General features: G+C 64.6%; 12 protein-coding genes. 9 read left to right on the forward strand and 3 right to left on the reverse strand.

What is annotated here, in order from left to right; translation table 11 throughout:
* Position 1 precedes the first annotated feature (1 nt).
* The 8 genes from BUE15_RS18120 to BUE15_RS18155 all read left to right on the forward strand — a co-directional run bounded on the left by BUE15_RS18120 (position 2) and on the right by BUE15_RS18155 (position 12,113).
* Complete coding sequence (locus BUE15_RS18120; protein WP_073288217.1) at positions 2-1,540, forward strand: SusD/RagB family nutrient-binding outer membrane lipoprotein; 1,539 nt, start codon at positions 2-4, stop codon at positions 1,538-1,540.
* A 75-nt stretch (positions 1,541-1,615) separates the two neighbouring features.
* The gene (locus BUE15_RS18125) at positions 1,616-2,305 is read left to right on the forward strand and encodes an SGNH/GDSL hydrolase family protein (protein ID WP_073288220.1); all 690 of its coding nucleotides are present in this window, start codon (positions 1,616-1,618) and stop codon (positions 2,303-2,305) included.
* Positions 2,306-2,433: 128 nt separating this feature from the next.
* On the forward strand, positions 2,434-4,740 hold the full coding sequence (locus BUE15_RS18130) for a glycoside hydrolase family 20 protein (protein WP_073288221.1): 2,307 nt from the start codon (positions 2,434-2,436) through the stop codon (positions 4,738-4,740).
* Positions 4,741-4,840: 100 nt separating this feature from the next.
* Positions 4,841-6,694, forward strand: coding sequence for a family 10 glycosylhydrolase (locus BUE15_RS18135; RefSeq protein ID WP_073288223.1), 1,854 nt, complete (start codon positions 4,841-4,843; stop codon positions 6,692-6,694).
* Positions 6,695-6,750: 56 nt separating this feature from the next.
* Positions 6,751-8,172 carry a T9SS type A sorting domain-containing protein gene (locus BUE15_RS18140; protein ID WP_073288224.1) on the forward strand — a complete coding sequence of 474 codons (1,422 nt, stop codon included), beginning with the start codon at positions 6,751-6,753 and terminating at the stop codon, positions 8,170-8,172.
* Positions 8,173-8,317: 145 nt separating this feature from the next.
* Positions 8,318-9,535 (forward strand): copper amine oxidase, encoded by a 1,218-nt coding sequence (locus BUE15_RS18145; protein ID WP_073288226.1) that lies wholly within the window; start codon positions 8,318-8,320, stop codon positions 9,533-9,535.
* Between the two features lie 294 nt (positions 9,536-9,829).
* A complete protein-coding gene (locus tag BUE15_RS18150; protein WP_073288228.1) occupies positions 9,830-10,735 on the forward strand; it encodes an FAD-dependent oxidoreductase in 906 nt (301 codons plus the stop codon).
* Between the two features lie 64 nt (positions 10,736-10,799).
* Complete coding sequence (locus tag BUE15_RS18155; RefSeq protein ID WP_073288230.1) at positions 10,800-12,113, forward strand: FAD-dependent oxidoreductase; 1,314 nt, start codon at positions 10,800-10,802, stop codon at positions 12,111-12,113.
* Between the two features lie 316 nt (positions 12,114-12,429).
* Here BUE15_RS18155 and BUE15_RS21770 read toward each other — a convergent pair whose 3' ends face one another.
* Together BUE15_RS21770 and BUE15_RS18165 are read right to left on the reverse strand one after the other, a co-directional pair.
* Positions 12,430-12,663, reverse strand: coding sequence for a hypothetical protein (locus BUE15_RS21770; RefSeq protein ID WP_073288232.1), 234 nt, complete (start codon positions 12,661-12,663; stop codon positions 12,430-12,432).
* A gap of 78 nt (positions 12,664-12,741) precedes the next feature.
* Entirely contained in the window at positions 12,742-13,488 is a 747-nt protein-coding gene (locus BUE15_RS18165) for a hypothetical protein (protein WP_073288233.1), read from the reverse strand.
* 149 nt (positions 13,489-13,637) lie between these two features.
* Here BUE15_RS18165 and BUE15_RS18170 point away from each other — a divergent pair, with 149 nt between their 5' ends.
* The gene (locus tag BUE15_RS18170) at positions 13,638-13,832 is read left to right on the forward strand and encodes a hypothetical protein (protein WP_044013412.1); all 195 of its coding nucleotides are present in this window, start codon (positions 13,638-13,640) and stop codon (positions 13,830-13,832) included.
* A gap of 111 nt (positions 13,833-13,943) precedes the next feature.
* On the opposite strand, the gene BUE15_RS22685 is transcribed toward BUE15_RS18170, so the two are convergent.
* On the reverse strand, positions 13,944-14,903 hold the full coding sequence (locus BUE15_RS22685) for a DUF7825 domain-containing protein (protein ID WP_073288235.1): 960 nt from the start codon (positions 14,901-14,903) through the stop codon (positions 13,944-13,946).
* Positions 14,904-14,918: the final 15 nt, after the last annotated feature.

Below are 14,918 nucleotides of genomic sequence, written 5' to 3' on the forward strand. Positions count from 1 at the left end.
TATGAAGACTTTCCGCTATTCCCGCCGCCGGATGCTGCCGCTGCTGGCCAGCCTGGGCCTGCTGCTCGCGGCCCCGGCCTGCACCGACCGGTTCGAGGAAATCAACACCGACCCCACCAAGGCCGTGGACGTGCCGGCCAACCTGCTTTTCTCGCGGGCCCTGAAGTACGGCACCCTCTACGACAACGACTATCAACTGGGCGAGCACCTGCACGCTAACATGTGGGTGCAGTTTTTTGCCAACTCCAACGCTGCTTTTCCAACGGACCGTTATGAAACTGGCCGGCTGGACTGGGTACAGAGCTTCTGGAACACCTTCTATTCGGGGTACGGCATGGACCTGCAGCAGGCCATCCGCTACGTGGAGAACTCGCCGGAGGAAGTAAACAAGCTCAGCGAGGCCCGCATCTGGCGCGTGTTCCTGTTTCAGCGCATGACCGACTATTGGGGCGACATGCCGTACTTTGACGCCTTCAAAGGCCTTTCGGATGGCAACGTGCGGCCCAACTACGACCCGCAGCAAGCCATCTACGAGGACTTCGTGAAGGAGCTGAAAGAGGCGAGCGCGGCCATCGACGACACCAAGCGGGGCAACTACGGCCAGGCCGACCTGCTGTTTGGCAACGCTGGCTCGCACGCGGCCAGCACCAGCCTACCGGCCGTGAACAACCGCTGGCGGCGCTTCGCCAACTCGCTGCGGCTGCGCGTGGCCATGCGCATGAGCAAGGCCAACCCCGCCCTGGCCGAGCAGCAGGTGCGCGACGCGCTGGCCAGCGGCGTGATGAACAGCAACGCCGAGTCGGCTATTATGAAAAACACGGGGGGTAGCATCCGCATTAATCAGAACCCTTTATCCGTAGTGCTAACCTTCGTTAGTGATCAACGTGTTAGTGCCACGCTGGTAGACTACCTGACCCGCTACAATGACCCACGTTTGAACATTTTTGCAGATCCGGTGTCGAGCAGCAACCCCGCCCGCGTGGGCCTGCCCAACGGGCTGTCGGCTACCCAGCTGGCCCAGCCCCAGTATGCCCCGGCCAACTTCTCGCAGGGCGGGGCGCGGTATAAGAATTCTGCTAACGATCAGAACCTGCTGACTTACTCGGAGGTGTGCTTCCTGCGGGCCGAAGCCGCGCTGCGGGGCTGGGACAACACGGGCACGGCCCAGAGCTGGTACGAAACCGGCGTGCGCGAAGCCATGGCCCTGGCCGGCGTAACCGACGGGGCGGCCATCACGGCTTACCTGAATGGTCCGCTGGTGCGCTTCAACCCGGCCCAGGCCCAGCAGCAAATCAGCACCCAGAAGTGGCTGTCGCTGTTCGGCCACAACGGCTTCGAGGCCTACGCCGAGTACCGCCGCACGGGCTTCCCGGTGCTCCAGCAGATTCCGAATACGAGTAGCGAGACTAATGGTCAGGTACCGCGCCGAATGCGCTATGCACCAGATGAAGCCCGACAAAACCCTGATGGCTACCAGCAGGCCCTCGGCCGCCAGGGGCCCGACCTGATGACCACCCGCATCTGGTGGGACAAGCAGTAGCGCTGGGTGCGCTAAGCGGGCCGCCGGCCCTACTTCCATCTGATTACTATCTGCCAATTCCTTGTGTCTTGCACTATGATGCGCTATGCTAGTGGGGGCGTGCTGCTGGCTTTGGGGCTGGCAGCCGCCCCCTTTGCGTGGGCGCAGCTGCCCGCTGTCCCCAAGCCCGCCAACCCGCAGCTGTGGGCCCCGGAAGTTGCCGCCTTCGCCCGTCAGGACAGTAGCGCCCGGCCGCCCCGACAGCCCATTGTCTTTGTCGGCAGCTCGTCGGTCCGGGGCTGGCGCACCCTCGCCGCTGATTTCGCGGGGCAGCCCGTGCTAAACCGCGGCTTCGGCGGGGCGCGCCTCACCGACGTGAATTACTATTTCGCGCAGCTGGTCACGCCCTACCAGCCGCGGCAGGTAGTGCTCTACGCCGGCGACAACGACATTGCCGCCGGCTACCCGCCGGCACACGTCTTCGCCTCGTTTCGCACGTTTGCCCGGCGGCTGCGGCGCGAGCTGCCTGCCACCCAACTCACGTACCTGAGCACCAAGCCCAGCCCGGCCCGCTGGGCCCAGTATCCGCTGATGCAGCAGGCCAACCGCCGCATCCGGCGCTACGCCCGCTGGCACCGCCGCGTGGAGTTCGTGGACGTCAGCGGGCCCATGCTTGGCCCCGATGGCCGGCCCCGTCCTGCGCTCTACCAGCCCGACAGTCTGCACATGACCCGCGCCGGCTACGAGCTATGGACCCGATTGGTGCAGCCACATCTTGTGCCATAACTAATGACGGAAAACGCCACCGGTCCTGGTCAGCTGGCGGTTGCTGAGGCTGCAGCTCCAAGGGTCTGCCAGGTGCTCTGCCGGGAGACCCGGTGCGGCTACCCACTTTTTGCTCTTTTCTGCTGCTGATGCCCGCCCGCTCATTTCTGCTCCCTGTGCTCTGGCTGGCTCTGGCCGCACTGTCGGGTTGCAGCCGACGGCCGCAGCTGGCTGAGGCGGAGGCCGCAGTGGCACCTACCGCTTTGCTGCCCCGGCCGCAAATAGTGCAGTACACCGGCGCCGGGTTTACGCTCAGTGCCCGCACCCGGCTCTTCCTCACAGCCCCGTGCACCGACACTACCGCTGCTGAAACCAGCCAGCAGCTGGCCGCCTGGCTGCAACGCCGGCAAATAGGGGGGAGGCTGCGCTTCAGCGCCGACACGACCAGCACCGGTGTGCATCTTATCATTGCGCCCGGCACTGTGCCCGACTCGCTGCGGGAGCAGTACCAGCTCCGCGTGACGCCGCGCGGCATCTGGCTGCGGGCCTCCACGGCCACGGGCCTGTTTCGGGCTGCGCAGACACTGCGCCAGCTCCTGCCCGCCGCACTGGAAAATCCAGGGCCGGCTGCCGGGCCGCTGCCGGTGCCCGGCGTGCGCATCCACGACTGGCCGGCGTTTGAGTGGCGGGGCCTCCTGCTGGATGTAAGCCGCCACTTTGTGCCGCCGGCGCAGCTGCGGCGCTACTTGGATTTGCTGGCCCTGCACAAGCTCAACCGCCTGCATCTGCATCTGACCGACGACCAGGGCTGGCGCCTGGAAAGCCGCACCTGGCCGCGCCTGACCAGCGTGGGGGCCTGGCGGCGCGGGACCAATGGCCAACCCTACGGTGGGTTCTACCGCCAAACCGAGTTACGTGAGCTGGTAGCCTATGCCCGACAGCGCCACATCGAGTTGGTGCCCGAGGTGGATATGCCGGGCCACGTCCGGGCCGCCCTGGCTGCTTACCCGGAGCTGTCGTGCCGGGGCCGGCCGCTGGCCGTAGCAACGGACTGGGGCGTGCACGAGGACGTGCTGTGCGTGGGCAATCCGCGCACCGCGGCATTTGCCGCTGATGTGCTGGGCGAGGTAATGGACCTGTTTCCGGGCCGGCTTGTGCACGTCGGCGGCGACGAAACGCCTGTGGCCCGCTGGCAGGCCTGCCCAAAGTGCCAGGCGTTGATGCGCCGCGAGCGGCTACAGTCGGAGCGGGAGCTGCAGGGGTATTTCCTGCGGCAGGTGGCGGCGGTGCTGGCCCGGCGCGGGCGGCGCGGCATCGTCTGGGATGAGGCGCTGGCCCTGCGCCCGCCCCTCGGCACCGTGGTGCAGGCGTGGCACGGGCTCGGGCCCGTAGCAGCAGCAGCCCAGGCCGGTTATCCGGTGGTTGCCTCGCCGGGCAGCTTCACCTATTTCGACCAGAACACCACCCTGCTGGAACTGGCGAAAGTCTACCAGTTCAATCCGCGGCCGGCCGGGCTGGCGGGGGCGGCGCGCAGCCGGGTGCTGGGCGGCGAGGCCGCCGTCTGGACGGAGCGGCTGCTGCCGGCACAGCTCGACCAAGCCATATTCCCGCGCCTGCTGGCCCTGGCCGAAGTGCTCTGGCGCGGCCCGGCTCCTGCCCGCGCCTACCCGGAGTTTCTGAACCGCACCCGGCAGTACTATCCGCGCCTGACAGCCTTAGGCGTACAGTATGGCTTCGAAACCCGCCCGCTGGCCGTTACCACCGAGCCTGCCGCCACCGGCCTGCGGGCCACGCTCACGGCCGGCGGCCCCGGCATCGGGCTGCGCTACACTATGGATGGCACCACACCCACACCGGCTTCAGCCCCTTACACGGCGCCGCTGATGGTCGAAACGCCGGCCCGGCTGCGGGTACTGGCGCTGCGTGATGGACAGGTGCTGGCCGAGCTGCCAGCCGTGCAGCTCCAGCCTCACGCGGCGTTGGGCGCGGCCCTGACACTGGCGGCGCCGTTCCATCCGACCTACTCCGCGGGTGGCGCGGGTGCCCTCACCGATGGCCGCCTGGGGAGCCTCGACTACCGCGACGGCGCCTGGCAGGGGTTTGAGCGCACCGACCTCGACCTGACCCTGGACCTGGGAAGCCGTCAGCTGCTGGATACCGTGCGGGTAGCGTTTCTGCAGGACTGGAACTCCTGGATTTTCCTGCCCCGCACCGTGCAGACAAGCTTTTCTTCGGATGGTCAGACGTATACATCGGGACCCGAAGCCACCACGCCCGAACCGGTTAGCGCGGTGGGGCCACTCCGGCGCAGCTACCACGCGGCCGGCCCAGGCCGGGCCGTACGCTACGTGCGCATTCAGGCCCGTAGCGTGGGCGTGTGCCCGCCCGGCCACCCCGGTGCCGGCGGCGCGGCGTTCCTGATGGTGGACGAGGTGGTGGTCGGGGCCCGCAGATAATTCCCGCACTCTTAGGGGATTCAGGTTGAAAACAGGTCTGTAAGCACACACCCCGCGGCAGTAAGCGGCAGCGGGGCCGCTTACTGCCGACTGTCTTCCCATGAAAAAACGTTTCCTCACCGCCGTGCTGGCCTTGCTGCTGCCCGCCGCGACTATGGCCCAGGAGCTGCGGGCTACCTGGCTCACGCGCACCAAGTACAGCAGCCGCGCCGCCATTGCCCAGCAGATGGACAGCCTGGCCTCGGCCAACTTCAACACGGTGTATGTGAACGTGTGGAGCCGCGGCTATCCGCTGTTTCAGAGCACCAGCTTCTTCCAGCAGACCGGCCTGCGCACCGACCCCACCTACGCCGACCGCGACATTCTGGCCGAAGCCATTGCCGAAGGCCACCGCGTGGGGCTGCGGGTGGAGGCCTGGTTTGAGTACGGCTTTGTGGCCGGCTGGACCGGCAACCTGGCGCCCGGGGCCGTGCGCGGCCCCATCCTGGACGTGCACCCCGACTGGACCGCCACCAAGCTCAGCGGCCAGCAGCTCGACCCGGCCAGCAATTTCTACTGGATGGCCCAGAGCAACCCCGCCGCCCAGAACTTTCTCATCAGCCTGGCCACTGAAATCAGCCGCCGCTACGACGTGGACGGCATCCAGCTGGACCGCATCCGCTACGCCAGCCTCGACTACGGCTACGACCCGTTCACCGTCGGCCTCTACCGGCAGGAGCACAACGGCGCGGCCCCGCCCACGGCCGGCAACGACGCGGCCTGGATGCGCTGGCGCGCCGACAAGATCAACGCCTTCCACGCCCGCGTGTACGACAGCATCAAGGCCGTGAATCCGCGCCTGATTGTGTCGAATGCGCCCAGCCAGTACGGCTCCAGCACCTACACGGCCTACAACCAGTACCTGCAGGACTGGAAGTGGTGGGTCGACAATAACAAGGTCGACAACGTGCAGGTGCAGAGCTACGCCAGCACCCAGGCCGTGTACGACGGCTACATCACCTACGCCAAAAACCTGGTCAACGACCCCACGAAAGTGTATCCGTCGTTTGCCGTCAGCCCCGGCTCGTCGGTGGTGCTCACCAATCAGCAGCTGGTGAGCTACCTGGACCTGGCGCGCAGCAAAGGCTTTTTGGGCAGCGCCATCTGGTTTGTTGATGATCTGGCCGGGCGCTTCCGCTACCTGAGCCGCACGCGCTTCGCCACGCCGGCCACCGCGCCGTTTGCGCCCGCCGACTGGCGCACGTTCCGGACGCTGGTGCCCATCACCGACGCCGCCAATGCCGTGCGCTCGGGCACCTGGCTGACCAGCAACAACCCCGGCTACAGCGGCCCCAGCCTCTACGCCGACAACACCGCCGGCAATGCCCTGGACTATTTCCTCACCGTGCCCGCTGATGCCTGGTACGAGGTGTACGCCTACCAGGTGGTTTCCAGCAACCGCAATGCCGCCGCACCCTTCCAGGTGACGGACGCCACCGGCGCTGCCACCACCGTGACGGTAGACCAGACCCGCGTGGGCAATGCCGGCTTCGTGAAGCTCGGCGACTTCTACCTGCGCGCCGGCCGCCAGCGCGTGGTGCGCCTGAGTGCCGACAACACCCCCGCCGGCCGCTTCGTGAGTGCCGACGCAGTGCTGCTGGTGCGCAACCGCCGCCTTGATGGTCGGGCCGCGCCGCTCAGCACCCGCAAGTCGCGCAAGGCTACCGGCAGCCAGCTGCAGGCTTTCCCCAACCCCAGCCCAGGCACCTTCTCGGTGCGGGCCGAAACCGCCCTGACGGCCGTGCGCGTGACCGACCAGCTGGGCCGCGTGGTGTTCGAGCAGCCGGTGCGCCTTGCGGCCGGGGCCGCCTACACCGTGCAGCTGCGCACTGCGCTGCCCACGGGCCAGTACGTGGTGCAGGCCCGCCAGGCCAGCGGGCAGTGGCTCAGCGCCAACGTCCAGCTAAGCCGCTAGCGTCCTTCGCGTTTGCCAGTTATCATGTAGTTCTCACCTTCCAATTCCCACCTCCTATGAAGTCACTTTCTACTCTTCTGCACCAGGCTGCTCCCAAGCGACTGGTCCGCTTTACGGCCCTGGCCGCGCTGCTGGCCGCTTCGTCGCACTCGGCCCAGGCCCAGTTGGACATGAACCGCTACCGCTGGACCACCGGTACGGCCGCCAGCCTGGCCACCAGCCGCACCGGCGCCGCCATCGACATGAGCACGGGCACCACCCAGCTCTTCGGGCCGGGGGCCACCAACGTGCCCGGCTCCACGTTTCAGCCCATCGGGTTTGACCTCTGGTTCTATGGGCAGCGGTTCAGCCAGTTCAGCGCCACCACCACTGGCCTGGTAAGCCTGGCCGAGGAAAACCTGGTAGTAGCCGCCACCCTCACGGGCGGGCTGGAGCGGTTTGCGGCCTTTCACCGGGCCTTTGCCGCCGCCGATGTGGCCACCATCGGGCCGTCGTCGACGGGCAAGATTCATTACAAAACTACCGGCACGGCGCCCAACCGCGTGCTGGTGGTGGAGTACCTGAACCTGGGCGTGCTGGCCAACAGCGGCACCGTAGATGCCACCTACCAGATGCGCTTCTACGAAACCAGCAACGTCATCGAGTACGTGTACGGCAGCATGAGCATCGGTTCTACGGGGGCCAATAAGGGCTTTCAGGTGGGTATCACGCACAAGGTAGATGCTACCACCACGCCGCCCACCTACAACACAATTTACGTGGCTACCAGCATTCCGGAGGCCCGCTACAACGTGGCGGCTTTCTCGGGGGTGAATGCGCAGGCCGCCGGCCCCATTCTGGCCCTCACCAGCAGCACCGCCACCCAGCGCCGTAGCTTCACCTTCGACCCAACCCCTACGGCTGCCGCCCCGCTGGCCGCTCCCGCCAACCTGACGGCCACGGCCGCCGGCACCAGCCTCAACGTGAGCTTCACGGATGGGGCCGATGAAATTGCCTATGAGGTGTACTATAGCACCAGCGGCGCTAGCTTCGGCCTCAACCCTACGGCCACGGCTAATACCCCCGACTATGGGCGCGTGCAGGTACTGAGCCCGGCCGCCGGCACCACCACCGTCACGGCCAATATTCCCGGCCTGCGCGCCAATACCACCTACTATATCAAGGCCTTCGCGTTGCGCGAAGCGCTGTCAGCCGCTTCCACAGCCACGGCTACCACCGTGCTGAGCACCCGCTCGGCCGCCCTTACTGCCGCCATGCAGGTGCACCCCAACCCCAGCGCCGGCTCTTTCACGCTCGACATCCAGGACCGTACCGTGCAGACCTGGCAGGTGCAGGATTTGCAGGGCCGCGTAGTGGCGCAGGGCACTGCCCAACCGGGCCGCCAGCAGTTGGCGCTGCCGCAACTGGCCGCCGGCGTGTATTTGCTGCAGGTGAAGGCCCCGGCCGGCGTTGGTGTACGTAAAATTATGATTCAATAATCTATCTGATAATAAGTTATGACAGCAAGCGCGCCGAAGGATATGCTTCGGCCGCCACGTTTACTTTAGGTCGAAAAAGAAGAGGAACCTGGTTTCTCTTCTTTTTTTACTGCCCTGTTTTTCCCTTCCCATCCAAATTTTTGCCATGAAATTTTCCTTCAACATCTGGAAAGAGGAAATAAGCCTAGCGGTGCTGCTGGCCGGCGCCATCGTTTCGGTGAAGGCCACCCGGCCCGTCCCGCCTGATTCTACCAGCGCCCGGATTCTGCAGGCCAAAGCTGGCGCCAGCGTGGAGCTGCCGGAGTTTGCCTTTCAGAAGTCCCGGCAGCTAAGCTACCGCAAGCTGGTGCTGCCAGGCCCGCAGTTTCTCATCAGCGACGACCCGGAGTATATCCGGGTGCCTGAGGCGGCGGTATTTCGGGAGCGGGTGCTGCCCGGCACCGTGCGCTTCTACCTCTACAACGTGAACGGCGTGAAGGAGCCCCAGAAGATGGACCGCAAAATCACGGCCCTTATCAAAAACCTGGGTTCCGGCCCCATGCGCCTGCAGATGCTGAAGTATTCAGCGCAGCCGCCCGGCGGCGACTACCTGAAGATTGGCAGCCAGGGCCTGGCCGACTACTTTGCCTCGCAGCCCAGCCCGAAGGTACGGCAGGTGAAAGCCGGACAGGCCGTAGCCCTGGACGAGAAATGGGAGAAGACCACCGTCAGCTATGATGACCTGGTGCACGGCTTCTACGAGTTTCTCATCGACCAGCCCGCTGAAATCACGGTGCTGCAGACCAGCCCCGGCACTCCTGGCCCCACGGCGCTGGCCCGCAACCCCACCGTGCTGCCCGGCAAAAGCAAGAGCGGGGCCGGCCGCGGCGTGTTTGGCGTGAGCAACTACCGCGTGCAGCCCGACTCGGTGTTCGACACCCGCCACGGCGCGGCCGAAATCACCGTGGCCGATGGCCAGCGCGACCCGTGGGTGGAGGGCACCGCCAGCCACACTCCGGAAACGGCCGTGCTCAAGGGCAACTACGGCGTGCTCTACGACATCAACATCCGCTGGCGCAGCACCGATGGCCGCGGCCTGGCCTTGCTCACGCGCAACGCCCGCGGCGGCGGACCCAACAACAACTGGTGTGGGGCCATGGCCACCAGCGTGGTAGTCAGTGCCGGCCTGCACCCCGGCGGCATTGTGAAGCTGCCCTCCGACAAAGCAGCCACCAAAAAGGAGCCCGAGGCGGTTGTTATCCAGGTTTTTGCCCCGCCCGCCGACGGCCAGGAGCAGTTGATTCACCTTACGTACTCGCCGCCTGGTGCCTCGTGCCTGCCCACGCCCATCACGCTGGTGCCGGTAGATATGCAGGCCAAATAATGCCGCCAAGCTGCATCTGGAAACTCACTTAAAGCTTACATAAATGTCATGCTGAGCTTGCCGAAACATCCCTACTGCTTCGTTGCAATGCTAACCAACCGGTGTGATAGAGATGCTTCGGCTTGGCGGACGCCAGATGAAGCACGATGGACCGGAGCCCTCACGCGACTTAGTAAAAACCCTGGCTGGCTGGACCGGGAGTTAGGGGAAATTCATCTTTCACTGGTCTGTAGCAGCAGTTCTGGCGCGCTCTAACGCTGCTTTAGGTCCTTCGGGCCGCTTTTCATTTTCTCTATGCAAATTCATTCGCTGGATCGTTCGCAGCCCTACGACTACGTCGTGTACGGGGCCTCGGTGGGCGGGATTCTGCTGGCGCTGCACTACGCGGCCGCCGGCTACGACGTGCTGGTGCTCAACGCGTACGGCTTTCCCGGCGGCAGCGTCACGGAAAGCCTGAGCTGCCTGCAGCAGCGGCCTGAGGCGGCCACGCCGCACGCCCGGCAGCTGTTCGGGCCGCTGCTGGCCAATCCCTACGCCCTGGTGCACGAAGGGCCGGAGGGCTGCGTGCTCAACCCGGAAGTTCTCAAAATCAGCTTGCAGCATGCGCTGGAAGCGTCGTCGGTGGCGCTGCTGTTTCACGTGAAGGCCCGCGCGCTGGCCCCGGCCGACGCCGATGGCTACGCCACACTTAGCCTGATTGGCAAGGAAGGTGAATTCATCGTGCGGACGCGCCGCGTCTTCGATGCCACCGATGCCGGCCACCTTACGCGCCTGGTGCGCCGCACCGGCCAGCTCACTGGGGCCCGGCTGTGCGTGTTCACCAGCCCCGTGCCGGAAGCTGCCGCCGCTACCATCCAGGCCCTGGCGGGCCTGCAGCAGGCCGTACGCCTGTCCGATGGCCGCTACTGGCTGGCTCTGGGCCTGCCCGCTGCGCATCCCACGTTTGTTGAAACCACGGCTAACGATATGCTGGATACCCTGACTGCCGTGCTGGCGCCGCTGCAAGCCCGGTTGCAGATTGTGCCGGCCGAAACCCAGCTGCTTTATGAAGCTGCGCCAGCCGATTTCAGTGGCTACTTCAGCTGCGCCGCCGATTTGCTGCCCGGCCGCGCTTATGCGCCTCACCAGTGGCTGCAGCGCGCTGCCGACCTGGAGGCTGCCGTCGTGGCCGCTCAAGCCGCGCAGCCAGCAGTTCAGTAACCAACCCAATGCCGAAAGATGGAACGCCCAGTAACGGCCTTCCCCTAAGACGAGACTTTTCCTTATGGAGCTGAAGCAAAAATACGATGTGATTGTGGCTGGGGCTGGTATTGCCGGCATTGCGGCAGCCGTGAAGGCCGGGCGGATGGGCGCTTCGGTGCTGCTGGTGGAGCACTACGGCTTCGTGGGCGGCATGAGTACCGCGGGGATGGTAGGCCCGTTCATGAAGCACACCGTACACGGCCTGCCGCTGGTGCGGGGGGTGTTCGAGGACCTGGAAAACGGTATGCGCCGCCAGAACGGTATGATTGACAACGGGTTCTATGCCAGTGCGTTCCGCTCCTCGGCCTACGAGCTGCTGCGGGCGGCGGGTGTTACGGTGCTGCTGCACGGCGAAATTGCGCGGGCGCAGCGCGAAGGCAACCGCCTCGCCGCCCTCGATGTTCTCGTTGATGGCCGCGAAGTGACAGTGGCCGGAGACGTATTTATTGACACCACCGGCGACGCGCAACTGGTTTTTCTGGGCAACTTTCCGTGGGTAAAGGGCGACGAAAAAACCGGCCTGCTGCAGGCCCTGACACTGTTTTTTCGCATGGGCGGTATCGATATTCAGCGGGCCACCGACTACGTCCAGGCCAACAAGCATGACTTCTTCGACTGGATGACCTACGATTTCGACTTCTCGAAAATCGTGTCGGTGGCGGGCTACTGGAGCAACGTGCGCCGCGCCATCGCCGAAAAGCGCCTGCCCCCGGAAATCGAGTATATCTTTTTCACTACCCTGCCGGGCTCCGGCGAAGGTTCTTTCAATACCAGCAATGTGCTCGGCCTCGATGGCTCCTCCTCACCCGACCTTACAGCCGCCGAGCTCACCGGCCGCAATCAGGTAAACCAGCTGGTGCAACTGATTCAGCAGGAACTACCCGGTTTTGAAAACTCCTACCTCGTGGAAACCGCCGTGCAGGTCGGCGTGCGCGAAACCCGCCGCGCCGTCGGCGACTACGCCGTAACCGGAGCCGACGTACGCAACATGCACAAATTCCCGGATCCGGTGGCGCGCTCCAGCTACGGCATCGACATTCACGGGCAGAAGGGCGAGGATTCCGTGCTGGAGCACGTAGAAGAAGGGGAGTACTATGAGGTGCCCCTGCGCGCCCTGCTGGTGCAGCAGGCCGACAATCTGCTGGTGGCTGGCCGTTGCATCTCTTCCACCCGGGAAGGCCACAGCGCCATCCGCATCATGCCTACTTCCTCGGCTACCGGCGAAGCCTGTGGGGCGTTGGCGGCCTTGGCCGTACGCAACAATCAACTGTTGCGGGATATTGCCTATGAGCGGTTGAAAGCGGAAATAGCGTACAATCTCAGCTTGGATTACTAGGTAGCGTAGTATTATCTCATGGTGCCTACACCTGCATAGAATTTTCTCATATTCCTTCGTTTCCGTCTTATGGATGAGGTTGAACCCCTGTTTCCGCCTCCTGAACGGTTCTTTCCCCTACAGGCGCACCGGGTGCAGATGCCGCCTTCATGGTTGGCTCTTTAATTGGCGGAGTAGAGAGTGGAAACGACAAGCCAGTTATCAACTCCCCAAACACCGGGTTATCGGGCAGGGGCTGCCCGGCATTGCCGTCCGGCACCTGGTTGAACAACACGACTTCTTCCGCCGGGGTACTTTGCGCCAGGGTGCCGGTCAGCTACGCCGGCGTCACCAGCTGCTGCAGGTCGTGCACCAGAATGGTTTTGGTGCTCACGTCCACGTTGTAAAGCTGGTTCAGCGCGTTCATCTGCGCGGCCGCGCTGCTGCCCAGCGTGAGGGCGTCGGCCAGCAGCTGCGCGTAGCGCCGGGCTTTTTTATCGGCCAAAGCCCGCAGGCGGATAGCGCGCTTCATGCGCCGCTTGTATTGGGTTTGATACGCCGTCAGAGGCATAAGAAAACGCGTTACAGGGTTGAATAATAAAGCGGCCGGCCGTTGCCAGCCGGCCGCTTCTCCTATGCTGCGGCGCCTTTACGCCACGTACTCAATAGCCAGCGGGTTGGTGCTGTTGTTATTGAGCGGGTAGTTTTTGCCGTTCACCTGCTGGTAGAAGTTGATGCCGACCACACCAACCACCAGGGAAGCCGCGGCCGGCGCGGCCGGGAAGGTGGCCACCACCTGCTGGTTGGCCAGCGGGGCCGTGTTGATGGGCAGCACCCCCAGCAGAGCCGCCACGCGGGCTCCCGTGAAGGTCATCGTCTCCATGTCCAGCTCGGCCGCGGCAAACACCACCTCGAAGTGGGTAGCACGCTGCGGCGCGGCAATGTCGCTGACGGGGTTCAGCGCCGGGATGCTCAGCGTCACGTCCGCGCCGTTGCCCGTCACCTCAAACGGGAAGTACATCGTCTGCCCGATGACGGCCCCGGCGTTGAAGTTGAAGCCCAGCAGCGGGGCCGAGTTGGCTGCGTCGAACACACGCTGCCCCCGGTCGTTGGTTTCATCCAGTGCAATGACCTCACGCATCACCTTGGTCAGGCGGGCCGCCACCTGATTGTCGCTGGCCGCCGAAATGGCTACCCGCAGCGCGTCGCGCAGCAGCTTGCTGTACTTGGCCGCCAAGCCGAACTCGTTGGCGTTTTCGCGGGTGCGCTCCATGCTGGCCTTGTTGGCGAAAGCCGCTTTGTTGCTCGCCGGCTTTTGGGCCACCGAACCGTCTTTGCGGAACACCAACCCACCCACCGTGCCGCGCAACCCCAGAATTCCGGTTTGTTGTGCCATTGTTGTAAGCAGGGTTAGGGTGAAAAAAAGTTGCTCACCAAAGCCGCGCAGCAGGTATATCGGCGCTGGTGTATACCAAAGTTGTGCAACTATTTTTGCTGATATTCGCTTGCTGCCCCAATTAACCCCGCATACCCCACTATACTTCCATGCCACGCATCTGCCTCTATCCCAAAGACGTAGCCACCCTCACCGGCCGCAGCTACGACGCCGCTAAGCGCCTGCTGCGCCGCGCCCGCCAGGCCGCCGGCAAACCGCAAGGCGCCCTGGTCACCGTGCAGGACTTCTGCGCTTACACTGGCCTCGACACTGTTGAAGTGTCCGCTGCATTGAATAGGAAATAAGTCCAGCTCCAGCCACCTCCGTCCGTACTCGAAGGTCGCTCGTAGCATAGTAGGGCTACGCACGGCTGAGTCGCCGGTCGTTAAGAGGCTCAGGTGTACTGCCTGGCTGCGTTACACCAGCTCACCAATGGCTTTTTTCAGCGTGGCAGTGGCTTTCCAATGGCGCAAATTGGGTTGTGCAGCCTCTGCTGGCAGTCGGCCGCTACGGCTGGCCAGCTCGGCATACAGTTCAACCAGCTTCTTGGTATTGCGCAGTGGCGCGACGGGTAGTTCAGGCAACAGGGCATCCAACACTTGCTGCAACGCGTCGTCCGTGGCGGCATCAATGGCGCGGGCTTGCTGCAGGTTGTCGGCCAGGCGCTGCACGGGAACAAACTCGTTGGCCAGGAAGCGGCCCAGCGTTGTACCCAGGGTGGCGGGCACCAGCCGACCCGTAGCGCAGGCCGCCAGCAATACTTCCAGGGCCAGGGCCCGGCACGCCGGGACTTTGTGCATCAGCCCCAGTGCCAGCAGCAAGGTGGTAGGTTCCGTGAAGGCCGGGCCGCGGGCCAGCAGCTCCTGCAAGGCGGCCTGCACTACGTCCCGTTCCAAAGATTCCAAACCATCGGCCCAGGCGGCGGTACGGACTACGTGCCAGTGTAGGGGCGCTGGGTTGTGCGGCACCAGGCTGGCCACGAACCGGTAGTCAAGGGGCAGCACCCAGCCAGCGTGCTGCATGGCCGCGAAGCGGGCGTGCTGCGAATACAGCAGCAACGGCGACGGGGGTGTCTGGCTGGTGTACTTGCTCGGAAACTGCAGCACCGTGTACTGATGCGTGACCGTGGGCTTGCCCGGCTTCCACTGCTCCACCCAGGTGTTGGTTTTCACCTCGAAGTGCCACCCGGGTACCCAGGGACGAACAACGCCGATGTAATCCGTCGGCACCACTGCCGTCAACTCCTCAAACACGCCTTCGGGCTGGCGGGTGCGGGCGGCCACGGCCCACAGCCAGGGCCAGGCGTCAGCCAGGGAAGAAGAAATAGCGTTGCCTGGCAGCAGCTGGCTTAGGCGCGTGGTCAGGTGTTTGAGCACGGAGGGCTTGTGCTC

It is taken from the genome of Hymenobacter psychrotolerans DSM 18569 (genome assembly GCF_900142395.1).
GTDB lineage: Bacteria > Bacteroidota > Bacteroidia > Cytophagales > Hymenobacteraceae > Hymenobacter > Hymenobacter psychrotolerans.

Coding starts and splice junctions, on each gene's coding strand:
- BUE15_RS18150 (WP_073288228.1), top strand. CDS start 9,830: ATGCAAATTCATTCGCTGGATCGTTCGCAGCCCTACGACTACGTCGTG.
- BUE15_RS21770 (WP_073288232.1), bottom strand. CDS start 12,663: ATGCCTCTGACGGCGTATCAAACCCAATACAAGCGGCGCATGAAGCGC.
- BUE15_RS18125 (WP_073288220.1), top strand. CDS start 1,616: ATGATGCGCTATGCTAGTGGGGGCGTGCTGCTGGCTTTGGGGCTGGCA.
- BUE15_RS18145 (WP_073288226.1), top strand. CDS start 8,318: ATGAAATTTTCCTTCAACATCTGGAAAGAGGAAATAAGCCTAGCGGTG.
- BUE15_RS18165 (WP_073288233.1), bottom strand. CDS start 13,488: ATGGCACAACAAACCGGAATTCTGGGGTTGCGCGGCACGGTGGGTGGG.
- BUE15_RS18155 (WP_073288230.1), top strand. CDS start 10,800: ATGGAGCTGAAGCAAAAATACGATGTGATTGTGGCTGGGGCTGGTATT.
- BUE15_RS18135 (WP_073288223.1), top strand. CDS start 4,841: ATGAAAAAACGTTTCCTCACCGCCGTGCTGGCCTTGCTGCTGCCCGCC.
- BUE15_RS18170 (WP_044013412.1), top strand. CDS start 13,638: ATGCCACGCATCTGCCTCTATCCCAAAGACGTAGCCACCCTCACCGGC.
- BUE15_RS18130 (WP_073288221.1), top strand. CDS start 2,434: ATGCCCGCCCGCTCATTTCTGCTCCCTGTGCTCTGGCTGGCTCTGGCC.
- BUE15_RS18120 (WP_073288217.1), top strand. CDS start 2: ATGAAGACTTTCCGCTATTCCCGCCGCCGGATGCTGCCGCTGCTGGCC.
- BUE15_RS18140 (WP_073288224.1), top strand. CDS start 6,751: ATGAAGTCACTTTCTACTCTTCTGCACCAGGCTGCTCCCAAGCGACTG.